The sequence below is a fragment of the Pseudomonas sp. lyk4-R2A-8 genome, assembly GCF_030209095.1.
Classification (GTDB): Bacteria; Pseudomonadota; Gammaproteobacteria; order Pseudomonadales; family Pseudomonadaceae; genus Aquipseudomonas; species Aquipseudomonas quebecensis.
Window position 1 is genome coordinate 365,443 of record NZ_JARVSS010000004.1, and the last position, 17,221, is coordinate 382,663.

16 protein-coding genes are annotated in these 17,221 nt (G+C 59.6%); 7 read left to right on the forward strand and 9 right to left on the reverse strand.

The window, feature by feature from the left end:
* Window positions 1–11: 11 nt before the first annotated feature.
* Window positions 12–755 (forward strand): uroporphyrinogen-III C-methyltransferase, encoded by a 744-nt coding sequence (cobA, locus tag QRN10_RS06035; RefSeq protein WP_253508920.1) that lies wholly within the window; start codon window positions 12–14, stop codon window positions 753–755.
* Window positions 756–814: 59 nt separating this feature from the next.
* On the opposite strand, the gene QRN10_RS06040 is transcribed toward cobA, so the two are convergent.
* The 8 genes from QRN10_RS06040 to ppsA all read right to left on the reverse strand — a co-directional run bounded on the left by QRN10_RS06040 (window position 815) and on the right by ppsA (window position 8,913).
* Window positions 815–1,795 carry an OmpA family protein gene (locus tag QRN10_RS06040; RefSeq protein WP_181076146.1) on the reverse strand — a complete coding sequence of 327 codons (981 nt, stop codon included), beginning with the start codon at window positions 1,793–1,795 and terminating at the stop codon, window positions 815–817.
* Between the two features lie 107 nt (window positions 1,796–1,902).
* Window positions 1,903–2,493: an RNA polymerase sigma factor SigX gene (gene sigX / locus QRN10_RS06045; RefSeq protein WP_003193286.1), complete on the reverse strand. Its 591-nt coding sequence runs from the start codon at window positions 2,491–2,493 to the stop codon at window positions 1,903–1,905.
* A gap of 87 nt (window positions 2,494–2,580) precedes the next feature.
* The gene (locus QRN10_RS06050) at window positions 2,581–3,405 is read right to left on the reverse strand and encodes a mechanosensitive ion channel family protein (RefSeq protein WP_181076148.1); all 825 of its coding nucleotides are present in this window, start codon (window positions 3,403–3,405) and stop codon (window positions 2,581–2,583) included.
* 4 nt (window positions 3,406–3,409) lie between these two features.
* A complete protein-coding gene (locus QRN10_RS06055; protein ID WP_005790375.1) occupies window positions 3,410–3,655 on the reverse strand; it encodes a hypothetical protein in 246 nt (81 codons plus the stop codon).
* Between the two features lie 86 nt (window positions 3,656–3,741).
* Window positions 3,742–4,737: a divalent cation transporter CmaX gene (gene cmaX / locus QRN10_RS06060; RefSeq protein WP_181076150.1), complete on the reverse strand. Its 996-nt coding sequence runs from the start codon at window positions 4,735–4,737 to the stop codon at window positions 3,742–3,744.
* Between the two features lie 25 nt (window positions 4,738–4,762).
* Complete coding sequence (gene rraA, locus QRN10_RS06065) at window positions 4,763–5,254, reverse strand: ribonuclease E activity regulator RraA (protein ID WP_181076152.1); 492 nt, start codon at window positions 5,252–5,254, stop codon at window positions 4,763–4,765.
* A 187-nt stretch (window positions 5,255–5,441) separates the two neighbouring features.
* Window positions 5,442–6,431, reverse strand: coding sequence for an alpha/beta fold hydrolase (locus QRN10_RS06070; RefSeq protein WP_285428009.1), 990 nt, complete (start codon window positions 6,429–6,431; stop codon window positions 5,442–5,444).
* 106 nt (window positions 6,432–6,537) lie between these two features.
* Window positions 6,538–8,913, reverse strand: a complete 2,376-nt coding sequence (ppsA, locus tag QRN10_RS06075; protein WP_181076156.1) for a phosphoenolpyruvate synthase — start codon at window positions 8,911–8,913, stop codon at window positions 6,538–6,540.
* Window positions 8,914–9,090: 177 nt separating this feature from the next.
* Between ppsA and ppsR the strand changes: the two genes are divergently transcribed.
* Window positions 9,091–9,909 (forward strand): posphoenolpyruvate synthetase regulatory kinase/phosphorylase PpsR, encoded by an 819-nt coding sequence (ppsR, locus tag QRN10_RS06080; RefSeq protein WP_003193298.1) that lies wholly within the window; start codon window positions 9,091–9,093, stop codon window positions 9,907–9,909.
* A gap of 104 nt (window positions 9,910–10,013) precedes the next feature.
* On the opposite strand, the gene QRN10_RS06085 is transcribed toward ppsR, so the two are convergent.
* Complete coding sequence (locus QRN10_RS06085; RefSeq protein WP_253508923.1) at window positions 10,014–11,438, reverse strand: aminotransferase-like domain-containing protein; 1,425 nt, start codon at window positions 11,436–11,438, stop codon at window positions 10,014–10,016.
* 160 nt (window positions 11,439–11,598) lie between these two features.
* Here QRN10_RS06085 and QRN10_RS06090 point away from each other — a divergent pair, with 160 nt between their 5' ends.
* The 5 genes from QRN10_RS06090 to QRN10_RS06110 are packed head-to-tail and all read left to right on the forward strand — an operon-like array spanning window position 11,599 to window position 17,093.
* Window positions 11,599–12,492, forward strand: coding sequence for a DMT family transporter (locus tag QRN10_RS06090; RefSeq protein ID WP_253511897.1), 894 nt, complete (start codon window positions 11,599–11,601; stop codon window positions 12,490–12,492).
* 38 nt (window positions 12,493–12,530) lie between these two features.
* Complete coding sequence (moeB, locus tag QRN10_RS06095; RefSeq protein ID WP_285428010.1) at window positions 12,531–14,393, forward strand: molybdopterin-synthase adenylyltransferase MoeB; 1,863 nt, start codon at window positions 12,531–12,533, stop codon at window positions 14,391–14,393.
* A gap of 24 nt (window positions 14,394–14,417) precedes the next feature.
* Window positions 14,418–15,332: a PLP-dependent cysteine synthase family protein gene (locus QRN10_RS06100; protein WP_253511900.1), complete on the forward strand. Its 915-nt coding sequence runs from the start codon at window positions 14,418–14,420 to the stop codon at window positions 15,330–15,332.
* A 37-nt stretch (window positions 15,333–15,369) separates the two neighbouring features.
* Window positions 15,370–16,362: a serine O-acetyltransferase gene (locus tag QRN10_RS06105; RefSeq protein WP_181076160.1), complete on the forward strand. Its 993-nt coding sequence runs from the start codon at window positions 15,370–15,372 to the stop codon at window positions 16,360–16,362.
* Window positions 16,363–16,364: 2 nt separating this feature from the next.
* Window positions 16,365–17,093, forward strand: coding sequence for an alanyl-tRNA editing protein (locus QRN10_RS06110; protein WP_253508927.1), 729 nt, complete (start codon window positions 16,365–16,367; stop codon window positions 17,091–17,093).
* Window positions 17,094–17,221 lie beyond the last annotated feature (128 nt).

Below are 17,221 nucleotides of genomic sequence, written 5' to 3' on the forward strand. Positions count from 1 at the left end.
AGGGCAACTCTATGAACGCAAAAGTCTGGCTGGTGGGCGCAGGCCCCGGTGATCCGGAGCTGTTGACCCTCAAGGCGGTCCGAGCCCTGCATGCCGCCGATGTGGTGTTGATCGATGACCTGGTCAACCCGGCTGTGCTGGAACATTGCGCCATGGCGCGCGTCATCACAGTGGGCAAACGCGGCGGCTGCCGCTCCACGCCACAGGATTTTATCCATCGCCTCATGTTGCGCTATGCGCGCCAGGGCAAATGCGTGGTGCGCCTCAAGGGCGGTGATCCGTGCATTTTCGGGCGGGGCGGCGAAGAGGCGCTATGGTTGCGCGAGCGAGGCGTTGAGGTGGAGTTGGTCAACGGGATTACCGCGGGCCTGGCAGGCGCGACGAATTGCTCGATTGCGCTGACGCTGCGCGGTGTAAGCCGTGGCGTAACGCTGGTCACTGCGCACACCCAGGACGACAGTCGTCTGAACTGGCGGGCACTGGCCGAAGGCGGCACCACCCTGGTCGTGTACATGGGCGTGGCCAAACTGGAAGAGATCCGCCAGCAACTGCTCGACGGCGGGATGGCAGCCGACATGCCGGTGGCGATGATCGAAAATGCCTCGCTGCCCCAACAGCGCGAGTGTCGCAGCACGTTGTCACACCTGTACGAGGATGCCCAGGCATTCGCGCTGAAAAGCCCAGCGATCCTGGTAATCGGCCGCGTTGCCGCCGGCGACCAGGCCGCGTCTGTCGCGACCGTCGCCAGTGCCTGAGATTAAATGGCAGGCGAAAAAAAACCCGGCCTGAGCCGGGTTTTTTCTACAACTCAGTATTACTGAGCGGTAGCTTCAACCGACGCTTCTACGCGACGGTTAACAGCACGACCAGCTTCAGTTGCGTTGTCAGCAACTGGGCGGGATTCGCCGTAACCTACAGCAGTTACACGGCTAGGAGCCACGCCGTCTTTAACCAGGACTTGCTTAACAGCGTCAGCACGACGCTGGGACAGCTTCTGGTTGTAAGCGTCTGGACCTACGGAGTCAGTGTGACCAGCTACTTCTACGTTAGTAGATGGGTACTGAGCCATGAAGTCGGCCAGGTTTTTCACGTCGCCGTAGCTGTTAGGCTTAACAACGGCCTTGTCGAAGTCGAACTTCACGTCCAGCTCAACACGAACAACCTGAGCAACTGGAGCTTCTGGCTCTGGAGTTGGCTCTGGAGCTGGTGCTGGGGTAGGAGCTGGAGCAGCTGCGCCAGCGTTACCGCCGAAGTTTACGCCCAGGCCGACCAGTGCGGAGTAGTCCCACTTGCCGTTGTCCAGACCGTAGTCAGCTTCAACACCGGCACGAGCGTACAGGTTGTTGGTGAAGTAGTACTTAACGCCGGTACCGACAGTGGCGAAAGTGGTCTGATCGCGACCGCTGTGACCGTCAGCCTGTACGTTGGTACGGCTCTGGTGACCGAAACCGCCTTCTACGTATGGACGCAGGGAGTCGACGCCAGCTTGACCGAAGTGATACTGGGCAACCAGGCTGCCGGTATCGCCTTTGATTTTCTGGCTACCAGTACCGTCGTTCGAACGGGTGTGGTTGGTCTTGTCGTAGGACAGGTTCAAGGACAGGTCGTCGGTCAGGAAGTAACCGATGCGAGCGCCAGGATTGAAGCCGTCTTCGATGTGCTTGACGCTATCGTTGTACTGCTTCTTGTAGAACAGCTCGCCTTCAACTGCGCCTTGGCCTTGTGCCAGAACGCCGAAAGAAGTAGCGGCAATAAGAGAACCAATGGCCAAGCCCAAGGTGTTTTTCAGTTTCATCCGTTAAATCCCCATCTGGTGATTGTAAAGCAGTCCCACAAACCGGGGGACAACTCGGCGACAAGTCTAACAGAACTTGCCTACACGTAAGAGATATTTGCTACGCACTAAGTTTCAGTCTCGCCCGCAAATTTCTCACGTAATTTATCAAGAGCACGCTTGTAACGCATTTTTGTAGCACTCAAACCCATGTGCATGATGTCGGCGATTTCCTGGAACTCCAGCTCTGCGACAAATCGTAGCACCAGAATTTCCCGGTCAATCGGGTTCACATGCACCAGCCAGCGATCGAGTCCGCCCTTCTCCTCGGGTGCCGGCGCCTTTTCTTCAGACGCCTCCTCAAGGGGGTCCAGACTCAAAGCGTCCATCAAGCGACGCTTTCGCCGTTCCTTCCGATACTGCGTGATGCACTCGTTGTACGTGATGCTGTACAGCCAGGTCTTGAACTTCGATTTGCCCTCGAAGTTCTTGAGGCCGTAAAGCACCTTGAGCATCACTTCCTGACAGACATCGTCCGCATCTCTATCGTTCCCCAAATACCTTGAACAAACGTTGAACAGAGTGCGTTGATATCTGCGCATTAATTCTTCGTACGCGCGTGTTACGTGAAACAGCTCCGTATGCGAGCGCGCGACCAGCTCCTCATCAGAGAGCTCACGGGGGTCATAGCGCGTAGACAGCGTTTGGGCTTTATTCAAAACAAGTCGTGCCGACAGTCAGGTCAATGTCCGCTGCTGCCCGGTCACCCGGGTTCGCGGCGGCGTACATTAGCAGGGTTTGCCGGTTTAGCGGCTACTGACCTGCTGCTCGAGAAGAATCCGGTTCGACAACGACACCAGGTCGCCGTCGTCGGTCAGCACTGTCGTCTTGACGGTACCGATCTCCTCGATTTGCCCTTCGACCTCGCCCACACGCACCTGTTGCCCTACCTGGTACAACTCGCGCACGTAGATTCCCGCAAGAATCTGGCCGGCAATTTCCCGGCTTCCTAACCCCATGGCCAGCGCAACGGCCAGACCAACGGTAATCAAAACAATCACAATCACGTGGTTAAGCAGGTCGGTTTTGACCTCCAACTGGCTGATCGCGACCGAAATACTGATGATGATCACCAGCCCCTGAGCAATTCGCCCGAGGCCGGCGGCATAGTCCAACCCCACGCCTTCGGCGGCGCCGCGCACCAGCCCATTGGCCAGTTGCGCCAGCAATACGCCTACCAGCAACACCAGCGCGCCGCCGAAAACCTTCGGCAAATACAGCGCAAGCATGTCGAGCGTAGCTGAAACTCGCTCAAGTCCAAGGGACTGGGCCGCAGAAACCAGAAAAATCAACAGAACGAACCAGTAGACGATCTTGCCCACCAGCGTAGAAATCGGCACTTGCAGCCCGGCGCGCCCCAGCAGCTTGGTCAGGCCGGTGCCGGCCATCAAACGGTCCAGGCCCAGCTTTGCCAGCAGTTTGGACAACAGGGTGTCCAGCAGCTTGGCCACCACAAAGCCCAGCAGTACCAGGACCAGCGCCCCAAACAGGTTGGGAATGAAATTCGCCACCTTGGTCCACAATGCGGTCATCGCAGTAACCAGGCTCTGGGTCCAGAGATCAAGTTCCATAGTTTCAATCAGCCTTATCAGCAGTGCGAGCAAGAGGTTTACGCCGGGAAACCGGTGACACATGGGCCGAACCGTTGTTCAGCGCCATCATCAATGCCGGCAGCCAACGACCCAACAACCCGAACAGATCCCCCGCCCCTACCTGACGGTTGGCGGTTTTCAGCACGCGACCCAGGCACGCATCGTCGTCGCGGTTGGACGGCGAAGCATTGAGCATGTCACGCAAAGACTGTTCGAACGGATCGTGCATAAAGACCTCTCGCAAGTGATTTAAAAGACGAGGGTAAATTTCATCGGGTCACATAAGACCCTTCCTACGTTCAGCTCATATTCAGCTCAAACCCAGCGCAATCGTCGAAACAGCCACCATTGCCCGAGTGCCACAGTGACCATCAGCAGGCACGCAATCATGAATCCGTAGGGGCTGGCCGAGAACGGGATACCCCCAACATTTATGCCCAGCAGGCCGGTCAGGAAACTCATCGGCAGGAAGATCCCGGTGATGATCCCGAAGCGGTACATGGTGCGGTTCATGCGCACGCTCAAGCGCCGGTCTTCGGCCTCCAGCACAAGCCCCACGCGCTCCCGGGTCAATTCGAGCTCTTCCAGGTAGCGGGTCAGGCTGTTGTTCAATTCGTTCCAGTAGTCGGCATCGTCGTCACAAAACCAGGGCAATTTAATCCGAGTGAGCTGGGCAAAAATATCTCGCTGCGGGGCGAGAAAACGCTTGAGCCCGGCTGCGCGCCGACGGATCTGCAAAATGCTGCCGTGCTCCGGAGTATACCGTTCGTCGGTATCGAGTTTTTCTTCTTCGGTATCGACGATTTCAGACAAATCCGTGACCAGGTCCTGCACTTTATTGGTCAGGTACTGCGCCATATAAAGTATGAGTTCGGACGCAGTGCGCGGCCCCTTGCCATCCGACAACTGCACCAGCAGCTCATCGGTAGCGCGCAGCGGGCGCAGACGCAGGGAAATCACGCGGTTGGCGGCGGCGAAAATACGCACCGAAACCATGTCCTCCGGCTCGGCGCCCGGGTTGAGGTTGACCCCACGCAGAAACAGCAGCAACTGCGAATCCGGCAGCGGCAACAAGCGCGGCCGGGTGTTCTCTTCCAGCAGCAGGTCACAGGCGAATTCACTCAAGCCACTGGATTTACGCAACCAGGTCTGGGTTTGCGGATGACTGCGATCCCAATGCAGCCACAGGCTTTCCTGAGGCTGCAGTTGCAGGTCATCAAGCTCAGTCCGGGCAATCGAACGCGCACCGCCTTTACCGTCCAGCACCAGGGCATGCACCAGCCCCCATTGCGCGTTTTCTTCCTCGAACATCCTCACCCCAGTCGGCTATTGCAGTTTATTCAGGCATTTTCAGCGGGCTGGGCGACACGATCACGCCGTTATTGTCGGCATAGATGTATTCGCCCGGGCGGAAGGTCACGCCGGCAAAGGTGACCACGACATTCAGATCGCCAATGCCGCGCTTATCCGTTTTCATCGGGTGACTGGCCAAAGCCTGCACGCCAAGATCGGTCTGGGCGATGACGTCGACATCGCGGATGCAACCGTAGATCACCATCCCTTCCCAGCCATTTTTCGCGGCTTTCTCGGCAATCATGTCACCCAGCAGCGCGCGGCGCAGCGAACCACCACCGTCGACCACCAGCACCTTGCCGGCGCCCGGCTGGTCGGCCTGTTCCTTGACCAGCGAGTTATCTTCGAAGCACTTGATGGTGACAATCTCGCCACCAAAGGAATCTCGGCCGCCGAAATTGCTGAACATAGGCTCGACCACCTGCACCAATTCGGGGTAGGCGTCGCACAGGTCGGGGGTCACGTAATGGTTCATCGAAAAATTCCTTTCTGCCAAAGAAGTGTCTTTCAAGGAAGTACCGGGCGAAACGGGTGAGAAACATCCCACTGGTATCGCTGCAACGCAATAGCCTCTACGCGACTGAATATGACCAGAAGCGTTTGGCGCGTCATATCTTAGCCGCAACCTCACAGGAGCGAAACGCCCTTGGCAGAGCGCTGCGTCAAACCGCCGCGAGGGCCTGCGCCGGCACACCGAACAACGGTGTGATGGGGTCTTTCAACCACTGTTCCACCAAAGGCCAGACCTCGGCCTGGGCAGCCTTGCTCACCAGCATCTCGACATGCCCGAAATCATCGGTAAATCCGTGCCTGCGCCCCAGGCACAGGTACTGGCGATGCTCAGTGCCGACCTGCTCGAACAACTTGCGGCAGGCCCAGTCCGGGTCTTGATGGTCACCCGCCGCACTCACCGCCAACAACGGCACGTCGACGTCCGCCAAGCCCTTCCACCAATCACGCTCGGCATCGCCGAAACGCCCGAACAACCCGTGCCAGCGCATGGTTTCAATCAATACCCCCACCGGCTCATCTTCAGGCCCGCGTTTGAAACGCGCACCGGATACCTCGGCCATTCGCTTGAGAATAAAGCGCCCGCCCCACTCCACCGGGGGAATTTTCAACGGCCAGTAGTTGCGACTGACCTGACAGCCAAATAACGCGACCGAAGCCACCGCCGGGGCGCCTAAATACTGGCCCCCCAGCGCCGCCGCCAGGGTCGTGCCGCCCAGGGAGTGTCCGATCCAGTGCGGGATCTGCGCGCTTTGCTCACGCACGAACGCACCGATGGCTGGCAAGTCGTACCGCGCATAATCTGCCACCCGGTTGCACGCATAGGCCTGATTGCGCTTAGACAAACCATGGCCGCGCATTTCCGGAATCCACACGTCAAAGCCTCGCCGCGCCAGATAGGCGCCCAGGCCTATGCCTTTGGGCGAATACCAGAAGCGTCGATTGGAAAAACTGCCGTGCAACAAAATTACCGGGGTGCCCCGGTTTTCCGGGACATCGGCCAGGCCCAGACGGGTCACGGCCAACTCGACGGTGCCGTCGGGGCTATTGCCGGGTTTGAGGCGATACACATCTTCACTCAGGTCGCCACGACGCTCAGCGCTGATCAGGGCGACAGGAAACAGATTGCTGCTGCTTTGCATAATGCTCTTGCACAAAAAAGGGCGGCGTCCACACGGATTCCCGCCCTGTACAGATAAGAATGCCGGTCAACCTTCACAGTTGACCGGCACTTTTGACGGATCGCCCTCAGGCGGACGCTTGGCCTTCCGCCAGGAAGAACCAGGTTTCCAGCACCGAATCGGGGTTCAGCGAAACGCTTTCGATACCTTGCTCCATCAGCCATTTGGCCAGGTCAGGGTGGTCCGAAGGGCCCTGGCCGCAGATGCCGATGTACTTGCCGGCCTTATTACAGGCCTGGATGGCATTGGCCAGCAACTTCTTGACCGCCGGGTTACGCTCGTCGAACAAGTGCGCGATGATCCCGGAGTCACGATCCAGGCCCAGGGTCAGCTGGGTCAGGTCGTTGGAGCCAATGGAGAAACCATCGAAGAACTCCAGGAACTCTTCGGCCAGGATCGCATTGGATGGCAGCTCGCACATCATGATCACGCGCAGCCCGTTTTCACCACGGGACAGACCGTTTTCGGCCAGCAGATCCACCACCTGGCTCGCTTCACCCAGGGTGCGGACGAACGGCACCATAATCTCGACGTTGGTCAGGCCCATCTCATTGCGCACGCGCTTGAGGGCACGGCATTCGAGCTCGAAGCAATCACGGAACGCTTCGCTGATGTAGCGCGAGGCACCCCGGAAGCCCAGCATCGGGTTTTCTTCTTCCGGCTCGTAGAGCTTGCCGCCGATCAGGTTGGCGTATTCGTTGGACTTGAAGTCCGACAGACGCACGATGACTTTTTTCGGGTAGAACGCCGCCGCCAGGGTGCTGATGCCTTCCACCAGCTTCTCAACGTAGAAACCAACCGGGTCGTTGTAGCCGGCGATGCGCTTGTCGACGCTTTCCTTGATATCCAGCGGCAGGCCGTCGTAGTTCAGCAGCGCCTTGGGGTGCACGCCGATCATGCGGTTGATGATGAACTCCAGGCGAGCCAGGCCTACACCGGCGTTCGGCAATTGCGCGAAGTCAAAGGCGCGGTCCGGGTTGCCGACGTTCATCATGATCTTGAACGGCAGGTCCGGCATGGCGTCGATGGAGTTCTGCTTGATATCGAAGCCCAGCTCGCCTTCGAAGATAAAACCGGTGTCGCCTTCGGCACAGGAAACGGTCACGCCCTGGCCGTCCTTAAGCAGTTGCGTGGCATTACCGCAACCTACCACCGCAGGAATCCCCAGCTCACGGGCAATGATCGCCGCGTGGCAGGTACGCCCGCCACGGTTGGTGACGATGGCACTGGCGCGTTTCATCACCGGTTCCCAGTCCGGGTCGGTCATGTCGGAAACCAGTACGTCGCCTGGCTGAACCTTGTCCATCTCGGACACGTCCTTGATGATCCGCACCTTGCCCGCACCGATGCGCTGCCCGATGGCGCGACCTTCCACCAGCACGGTGCCGGTTTCCTTGAGCAGGTAACGCTCCATGACGTTGGCGGAGGTACGGCTCTTCACGGTTTCCGGGCGCGCCTGCACGATATACAGCTTGCCGTCGTCACCGTCCTTGGCCCACTCGATGTCCATCGGGCACTTGTAGTGCTTCTCGATGATCATCGCTTGTTTGGCCAGTTCGCTGACTTCAGCGTCGGTCAGGCAGAAACGCGCGCGCTCGGCCTTGTCGACTTCAACGGTTTTTACCGAGCGACCGGCCTTGGCCTCGTCGCCGTAAATCATCTTGATGGCCTTGCTGCCCAGGTTGCGACGCAGGATAGCCGGGCGACCCGCTTCGAGGGTGCCTTTGTGTACGTAGAATTCGTCGGGGTTGACCGCGCCTTGTACGACGGTTTCGCCCAGGCCGTAGGCGCCGGTGATAAACACCACGTCACGGAAGCCGGATTCGGTATCGAGGGTGAACATCACGCCGGCGGTGCCGGTTTCCGAACGCACCATGCGCTGTACGCCGGCAGACAGGGCCACCAGTTTGTGGTCGAAACCCTGGTGCACGCGGTAGGAAATCGCGCGATCGTTGAACAGCGAGGCAAACACTTCCTTGGCCGCGCGGATCACGTTTTCCACGCCGCGAATATTCAGGAAGGTTTCCTGCTGGCCGGCGAAGGAAGCGTCGGGCAGGTCTTCGGCGGTGGCCGACGAGCGCACGGCAACGGCCATGTCCGGGTTGCCCGCCGACAAGGTGGCAAACGCCGCGCGGATTTCTTCGTTGAGCTTTTCGGGGAACTCGGCTTCCATGATCCACTGGCGGATCTGGGCACCGGTCCTGGCCAGGGCATTGACGTCGTCGACGTCCAGGGCATCCAGCGCGGCGTGGATCTGAGCATTGAGGCCGCTCAGTTCGAGGAAATCGCGGTAAGCCTGGGCCGTGGTGGCGAAACCACCCGGCACCGAGACACCAGCGCCTGCAAGATTACTGATCATCTCGCCGAGGGATGCGTTCTTGCCCCCCACATGCTCTACATCATGGACGCCGAGCTTATCGAGGGAAACTACGTACTCTACCAAGGTGATCTCTCCACTAACTGTGTTGGAAAAGCTCAGGACGCCGACTGCTCGTAGGAGCGTTCGCCAGCGTTTGTGGCCTGGACCTGGAAAATAAGTGAGAATGCGGCCCTCTGTGGGACGGCAAAATCGCGCCTATCATATCCAAGATTCGTCATCAGCTTAAGGCCCAGGGCTCAAATGAAACGATCTGCTTTCTTTATCTCCGACGGCACCGGCATCACAGCCGAAACCCTGGGCCAAAGCCTGCTCGCGCAGTTCGAAAACATTACCTTCGCCAAATTCACGCGACCCTATATCGACAGCGTGGATAAAGCGCGGGCCATGGTACAACAAATCAATCTGGCGGCTGAAAAAGACGGTTTTCGGCCGATCATTTTCGACACCATCGTCAATCAGGACATTCGTGAGATCCTCGCCACTTCGAATGGTTTCATGATCGACATCTTCTCCACGTTCCTGGCGCCACTGGAACAGGAGTTGAGCGAACATTCCTCTTATTCGGTAGGAAAGTCCCATTCCATTGGGCATAACTCCAATTACATGGAGCGCATCGAAGCGGTGAACTTCGCCCTCGACAACGACGACGGCGCCCGCACCCATTACTACGACAAGGCCGACCTGATTCTGGTGGGGGTGTCCCGCTGCGGCAAAACGCCGACCTGTTTATATATGGCCATGCAATTCGGTATCCGTGCGGCCAATTACCCGCTGACCGAAGACGATATGGAGCACCTCACCCTGCCCGCGGCCCTGCGCGCCCATTCGCACAAACTGTTCGGCCTGACCATCGACCCGGACCGCCTTACCGCGATCCGTAACGAGCGCAAGCCCAACAGCCGCTACTCCAGCTACGCCCAATGCGAATTTGAAGTTCGCGAAGTGGAAAACCTGTTCCGCCGCGAGAATATTGCGCACATCAATTCCACGCATTTTTCGGTGGAAGAGATTTCGGCCAAGATTCTGGTGGAGAAAGGTGTGGAACGAAGGTTTAAGTAAGGCAAACTCAAGCCGCAAGCCGCAAGCTGCAAGCTAAAGCCACTCCGCTCTCGTCTTGCAGCTTGAAGCTTGAAGCTTGAAGCTTGCAGCTTGCACCTCAAACCTTACAACTGAAACCTCCCCCCACCCTGTCCCAAAGCCGTCGCCAACGCGTCGAATCCCGCCCTCAGCAGCTGATCGTCTCCCGACGTGTTGCAGATGCTTGCACGAATAAACTGCGGCACCGCCGTCTGCCCCACGGCAAAGGCTTCGGCGGTGGCGATCAGGTAATTATTCTGCTTGAGCTCCGCCTCAATTTCCGACGCGCGCCAAGGCTCCGGCACTTCAATCCAGAAGTGCGGACTGTTGAGGTGGGTGCGGTATTGAAGGCCCGCCAACAAGTCGCGCACCAATGCCTTGCGCCGGCTGATTTCGCTGATCTGCTGGCTGAGCAGGTACTGCGCCGTGCCGTTCTCGATCCACTGCGTGGCCAGTTCCAGAGTCACCGGCGTGGCCATCCAGCAGGTTGAACGCAACGCCGCCGAGATGCGGCTGACCAACGCCGGCGGTGCGTGCACATAGCCCACCCGCAGGCCCGCCGAGACGGCCTTGCTCAGGCTGCTGATTAAAATCGTGCGTTCGGGGGCGAAAAAACTCAGCGGCGGTGGCCGGTCTTCCACCAGTACACCGTGGGCCTCGTCTTCAAGGATCAACAGGTTGTGTTCCCGGCATACTTTGACCAGCGCTTCACGCCGCGCCACCGACAGCACCGCGGTGGTCGGGTTCTGAATCGTCGGCGTGCAGTACAGCGCCGAAATACGGTGATTCCGACAGACTTCATCCAGCGCGCTCGGCAACAGACCCTCTTCATCCATTTCCAGCCCGATCAGGCGGATGCCAAGCATCCGCGCGGCGGTGATCAGCCCGGGATAGGTCAGCTGTTCGGTGACCACCGTGTCCCCTGCGCGCAGCAACGCCATCATCGCGCAGAGCAACCCATGCTGGCCGCCATTGACGCAGATGACCTGTTCGGGAATCGGATGAAAATCGCGCTGCACCAGCCACTGCGCACCCGCGTCGCGATAGCGCGGCAGGCCGGCATCCGGCGTGTAGGCGCTGATGTCCTGCAAAAACTTGGCATTGGTCGCCAGGGTCTGGAAGCTCTGGGCCAGGAAGGCAGTCTCCTGCCCCGGAATATGCATGTTGCGACTCATGTCGAAGTACTGGCGCGGCTCTTCGCTGACATTGCGAAACCCTTCATCGCGCTGACGTTCCATCCCCCGCTTGCGCACAAACGTGCCGTCGCCCACGCGCGCCACTACCAGCCCGAGGCGCTCCAGTTCGCCGTAGGCCCGGCTGATGGTGCCGATGGTTACACCCAGGTTGTCGGAAAGCACCCGATGGGGCGGCAGTTTTCGTCCAGGTTCAATCAAGCCTTCAAGGATGCCGCGCTCCATCACATCGGACAGGCGCTTGTACTTGACGCCCTGCCCGTTGGACAACCCCTCACGCATAATTGACACCATGTCAATATTTGTTTTGACAGCCATCTTTAGCCCTAATAGTGTGCTTTTACGGGTTCAATCGCCGATTTTAACAACTCATTACAAGTTCAATATAGAGTTCAATTCTGGCTCAGGGAAGCAATAAACGATGCCAATGTCCGCCGTCCTCGAAAACACCGCTAAAACAAAAACGCAAAAACAGTGGGTGGCCGGACTGGTCACCAGCGTGTTGTTCCTGATCGTGTGCCTGAGCTGGGGCACGACCTGGCTGGGCATCAAGATCGCCGTGGAAAGCGTGCCGCCGCTGACCTCAGCCGGGCTGCGCTTTCTGATCGCCTTCCCACTGTTCCTGTGCTTTGCCCTGGCCCGACGCGAGCCGATCCTGTTTCCCCGCGAGAGTCGCTGGTTCTTTGTCTTCGTGACGTTGTCGTATTTCAGCGTTCCCTACTACCTGCTCAATTACGGCGAGATGCACGTATCGTCCGGCCTTACCGCCCTGTTGTTCAGCTGCATGCCGGTATTCATTCTGATTTTTTCCGCGCTGTTCCTTCGCGAGCGCATCTACTTTTCCCAGGTGGTCGGCATCGGCATCGGTTTCGGCAGCCTCTACATGATCATCAGGAGCCAGGGCCTGCACCTGGACCACGCCGAATTCCTGGGCGTACTGGCGATTTTGACCGCTGCGATCATGCATGCCCTGTGCTACGTCATCACCAAGCTCAAAGGCAGCGCCATCAGCGTAATCAGCTACAACACCCTGCCCATCGGGATTGCCGGGCTGATGCTGTTCATCGCCGGCCTGTTCTTTGAAACACCGAGTTTCGACGCCATCACCCTGCGCTCATGGAGCGCGTTGCTCTACCTGGGGCTGGTGGCCTCGGTGGGCGGATTTATCGTGTACTTCATGCTGCTCAAGCGCCTGAGCCCGATCATCCTGTCGTTCGTGTTCATCATTTTCCCGGTATTCGCGGTCATCATCGGCGCCTGGTATGAAGGCGTGCCGATCTCCCATGACTTGATGCTCTACTCGGCGATCCTGCTGGCCGGCTTTGCAATCACCAAACTGCCGATTGAAAAACTGCTGGCCAAGAAAAATTGACCCGCCCGACCCAACCACCCCAGCAACGCGAGAGAAACATGGAAGTGCTCCGCCCCGATGCCCTGGAACAGATCTACGCCCACGCCAGCCGCAGTTATCCCGAGGAATGCTGTGGTTTTGTCTTCGCCGACGGCAGTGTGTACCTGGGCAGCAATATCCAGAATGAACTGCACCGCAAGGACCCCGAGATGTACCCGCGCAGCGCGGCCGATGGCTACACCTTCTCGGTGGCCGACACGCTGCTGCTGAACAAGGCGTTTCGCAGCGACAACCCGGTAGTGGTGATCTACCACTCGCACCCGGATGTCGGTGCCTATTTCAGCGACGAAGACCAGGACAAGGCGCTGTTCATGGGCGAGCCGATCTACCCGGTCAGCTACCTGGTAGTCGACGTTCGCCAGGGCCAGGCCCTGGGCTCCAAGTTGTTTGCCTGGGACGGCAAGCATTTCGCCGCACAACCTTTCAACGACCTGCACACGGAGTTGTCCATGAACGCTGTCTCTTTCCCCGACATTCTGGTTCGCGTGGCCAAGCTACCGGAATCGACCCTCGAGGGCGCCGGATCGACATTGCGCGAAGTCATTGAAAACCTCTGCAACAGCCACCCGCAATTGCGCCCGCATCTGTTCCACGAAAAGAACAACCAGCTCAAGGAACACTTCCTGTTCACCGCCGAAGACGAATTGATCGCGGCCGACGACCTGCTGCCCGAAAAGGCCAGCATCGAAGTGCTGCTCGCCACCTCCGGCGGCATCGACCTCGACACCTTGAGCAATGAAGAAGTGCAGCGCTACGTGCGTCACATCACCCTGCCCGGCGTCGGTCGCGAAGGCCAGTTGAGCCTCAAGAAAGCCAAGGTGCTGATCATCGGCACCGGCGGCCTTGGCTCGCCGATCAGCCTGTACCTGGCGGCGGCCGGCGTCGGCACCCTGGGACTGGTGGATTTCGATGTGGTGGAGAGCAGCAACCTGCAACGCCAGATCGTGCATGGCAACAGCACCCTGGGCCTGCCCAAGGTCGAGTCCGCCAGACGGCGCCTGCAGGATCTCAATCGCCATATCCGCATCAACGCGCACGACACCGCGCTGACCGCCGACAATGCCCTTGAGCTGGTGGGTGCCTACGACCTGGTGATCGACGGCACCGACAATTTCGACACGCGCTACCTGGTCAACGACGCCTGCGTACAGCTGGGCAAGCCCTTGGTATATGGCGCCATTTACCGCTTCGACGGTCAGATCAGCGTGCTCAACTACCAAGGTGGGCCGTGTTATCGCTGCCTGTTCCCAAGCGCCCCGCCCGCCGAACTGGCGCCCAATTGCAGCGCCGGCGGTGTGATCGGCGTGTTGCCCGGCGTGGTCGGGATGATCCAGGCCACCGAGGCGATCAAACTGCTGATCGGCCTTGGCGAACCGTTATCCGGCCGCCTGATGCGTTTCGATGCCCTGGCGATGAAATTCAGCGAAATCCGCTTCAAGCGTCGCGCCGATTGCCCGTGCTGCTCGGAACTGCGCCACAGCGAAACCGTGGCGCCAGCCGTGTGCGCCGATGCCGTGCCACGCCAACCCGCACTGGCCGAGGAACGCTACATCCAGCCGCAAGGGCTCAAACAGGTCATCGAACACCCCAGCAGCGCCGACGTGCTGCTGGACGTACGCGACGCCAGCGAACTGGAGGTGTGCAAACTGCCGGGCGTGGTGCATATCCCCCTGGCCGAGCTGGACGGGCAACTCGATCGCCTCAGCCGCGATAACACCCATTACCTGATCTGCTACGCCGGCAGCCGCGCCGAGCAGGCCGCCAGCACGTTGCTGGCGGCGGGCTTTGCCAACACCAAAGTCCTGCGAGGCGGCATGAAACACTGGGTTCGCGACGTCGAACCCGACATGCCTTTGTACTGATCACCCGCCATGGGCTCCTACCTGATGTTGCATAACTCTATTCTCGACGCCATTGGCCAGACGCCCATCGTGCGCCTGGCGCAGTTTTCCGAAGACCTTGGTATCGAGGTCTACGCCAAGCTCGAATCCCTCAATCCCGGCGGCAGCCACAAGGCGCGCATCGCCTTGGGCATGATCCTCGACGCCGAGCGCCGCGGCGTACTGATCCGCGACTCCGGGCAAACGATCATCGAACCCAGCGGCGGTAATACCGGTATCGGTCTGGTGATGGCCGGCAACGTGCTCGGCTACAAAGTGGTGCTGGTGATCCCCGACAATTACAGCCCGGAAAAACAGAAATTGCTGCGCCTGTATGGAGCCAAGGTAGTGCTGTCGGACAGCCGCCTCGGTAACAATTCCCACGGTGAGAAGTGCATGGAACTGCAGCTGGAAAACCCCAGCTACGTGATGCTCAACCAGCAACGCAACGGCGCCAACCCGCAGACCCACCGCGATACCACGGCACGGGAAATCATCCGTGCCTTCGGCGACCGCCGCGTGGACTATTTCGTCAGCGGCATCGGCACCGGCGGGCATATCACCGGGATTGGTGAAACGCTGAAGACCACCTGGCCGGCCATCCGGGTGATGGGCGTGGAACCGGAGGAATGCGACCTGTTGCAAAACCGGCACGCGCCGCACCACATCCAGGGCCTGTCGATCGGACTGATTCCCAGCATCCTCAACCTGGATGTGATCGACGGCATGCTCAAGGTGTCGCACCAGGACTGTCTCGACATGATGAAGCGCATCATGCGCACCGATGCCATCAGCCTGGGCCTGTCCTCCGCCGCCAATATGGTGGCCATTGCCAGGCTCGCCCCCGAACTGCCGCCCGAAACGGTGGTGTTGACCATGGTCTACGACAATGCCGACAGCTACCTGCCCAGTTTCGAATAACCGGTTTTTCAATGATCCAGAACGCGGGGGTGCCTCCATGGGTGGCTTTATCGACATGCAACATCTGCACGATGAGTTGCTCACCCATCTCATCAAGACCCTCACGCCCGCGCAGATGAAGCAGCTGGAACCCCATCTGGCGCCGCTGATCCAGAACGCGGCCCAGGCAGTGGCCGAAGACTTGATCGCATACGCCTACCGCGACCCGGCCTCCCGAGGGCGTGGTGAGCTGATCCTGGAGTCCTACGCGTCATTCAAGGCCGTGCTGTATTACCGCCTCGCCCACCTGGTGTGGAATTTCCCCGACCGCATCAACGGCGTCTTCTCGCGTATCGCTTTGAAGCTCAGCAACCAGGGCAAGGTGTTGTCCGGCGCCGAGATACACCCGGCAGCACGCATCGGACGGCGTTTCGTGCTGGACCACGGCTACGGCACGGTGATCGGCGAAACCTGCGAGATCGGCAATGACTGCTACATCCTCTGCGGCGTAACCCTGGGCGCCCGGGGCATCGCCAATAACCCCGACGGCAAGCGCCATCCGCGCCTGGGCAACAATGTCGAGGTTGGCTCCGGCGCCCGTGTGCTCGGCTATGTGCAGATCGGCGACAACGTATTTATCAGCCCGTCCTGCGTGATTACCCAAGACGTGCCCGCCGGCACCAAGGTGAAGGTGGTCAACCAGATCCAGTTGCAAAAGAACGATGAGTCGGACCACAGCCAGTACCTCGGTGCCTTTGCCCTGGACGAACGCTTGCACGTGGTGGGCGAGATCACGGCCAGCCACAAGGTCACGGTACTGGACGCCGACTTCCACCCGCTGCCGGGGTTGATGCTCGAGCCCACGGTGAAGGAGCGCCACCACCTGCAATTTCGCCTGCACCGGCTAGAGCCCGCCAGCCACCTGCCGCGCCTGCCGCTGAACCTGAAGGTCTGCGGGCCGGAATTTGAAATCACCCTGCTCTCCCCCCCTGGCTTGAGCGCAATGGTGCGCCACCTGTTGCAAGCCAGCCCATCGATCGTCGGAGGTTGAACATGTCCGTGCACACCATGGAAACCCTGGCGCTGTTCGACAGCGCGCCCTATCAGAACGCCTTCAGCGCCCGGGTGATTGCCGTCAGCGAACACGGCATCGCCCTGGAGCACACCTTGTTCTACCCTACAGGCGGCGGCCAACCGGGCGACACCGGGCATATCACTCTGCCCGACGGAACCCGAGTGGCGGTGACGGGCACGGTGCGCGACCCGGTGCTGCGCTCGATCATCTGGCATCAGGTCGAGCAGTGCCCCGAGCAATTGACCGCCGGCGTACAGGTGGACGCCGGCCTCGACTGGGAGCGGCGTTACCAGCACATGAAGATGCACACCTGCCTGCACTTGCTGTGCTCGCTTATCGACGCGCCTGTGACCGGCTGCAGCATCAGCGCCGATAAGGGGCGCCTGGATTTCGACCTGCCGGAAATGACTCTCGACAAAGATAGCATCACCCGTGACCTCAACGCCTTGATCGAACAGGCGCATCCGGTCAAGACGCTGTCGATGCCGGCCTCGGAATACACCACCCTGCTGCAGATCACTCGCACCCAGGCCGTCGCACCACCGGTAGTGCAGGGTTCGGTGCGCGTGATTGAAATCGCTGGGATCGATATCCAGCCATGCGGCGGCACCCACGTGCTCAACACCGAGGAAATCGGCCGGGTGTTCTGCGAAAAGATCGAAAAAAAGAGCAAGCACAACCGCCGGGTGATCCTGCGGTTCGAGTGAATACCCCTCAAATATGGGAAGGGGTTGTGGTGAGCAGGCTATGGTGGTGAGCAGGCTTGCCCTGCGCTGGGTCGCGAAGCGGCCCCAAACCCAGGCACCTCGGTGTGTCAGCTAAACCACTTCGCCTC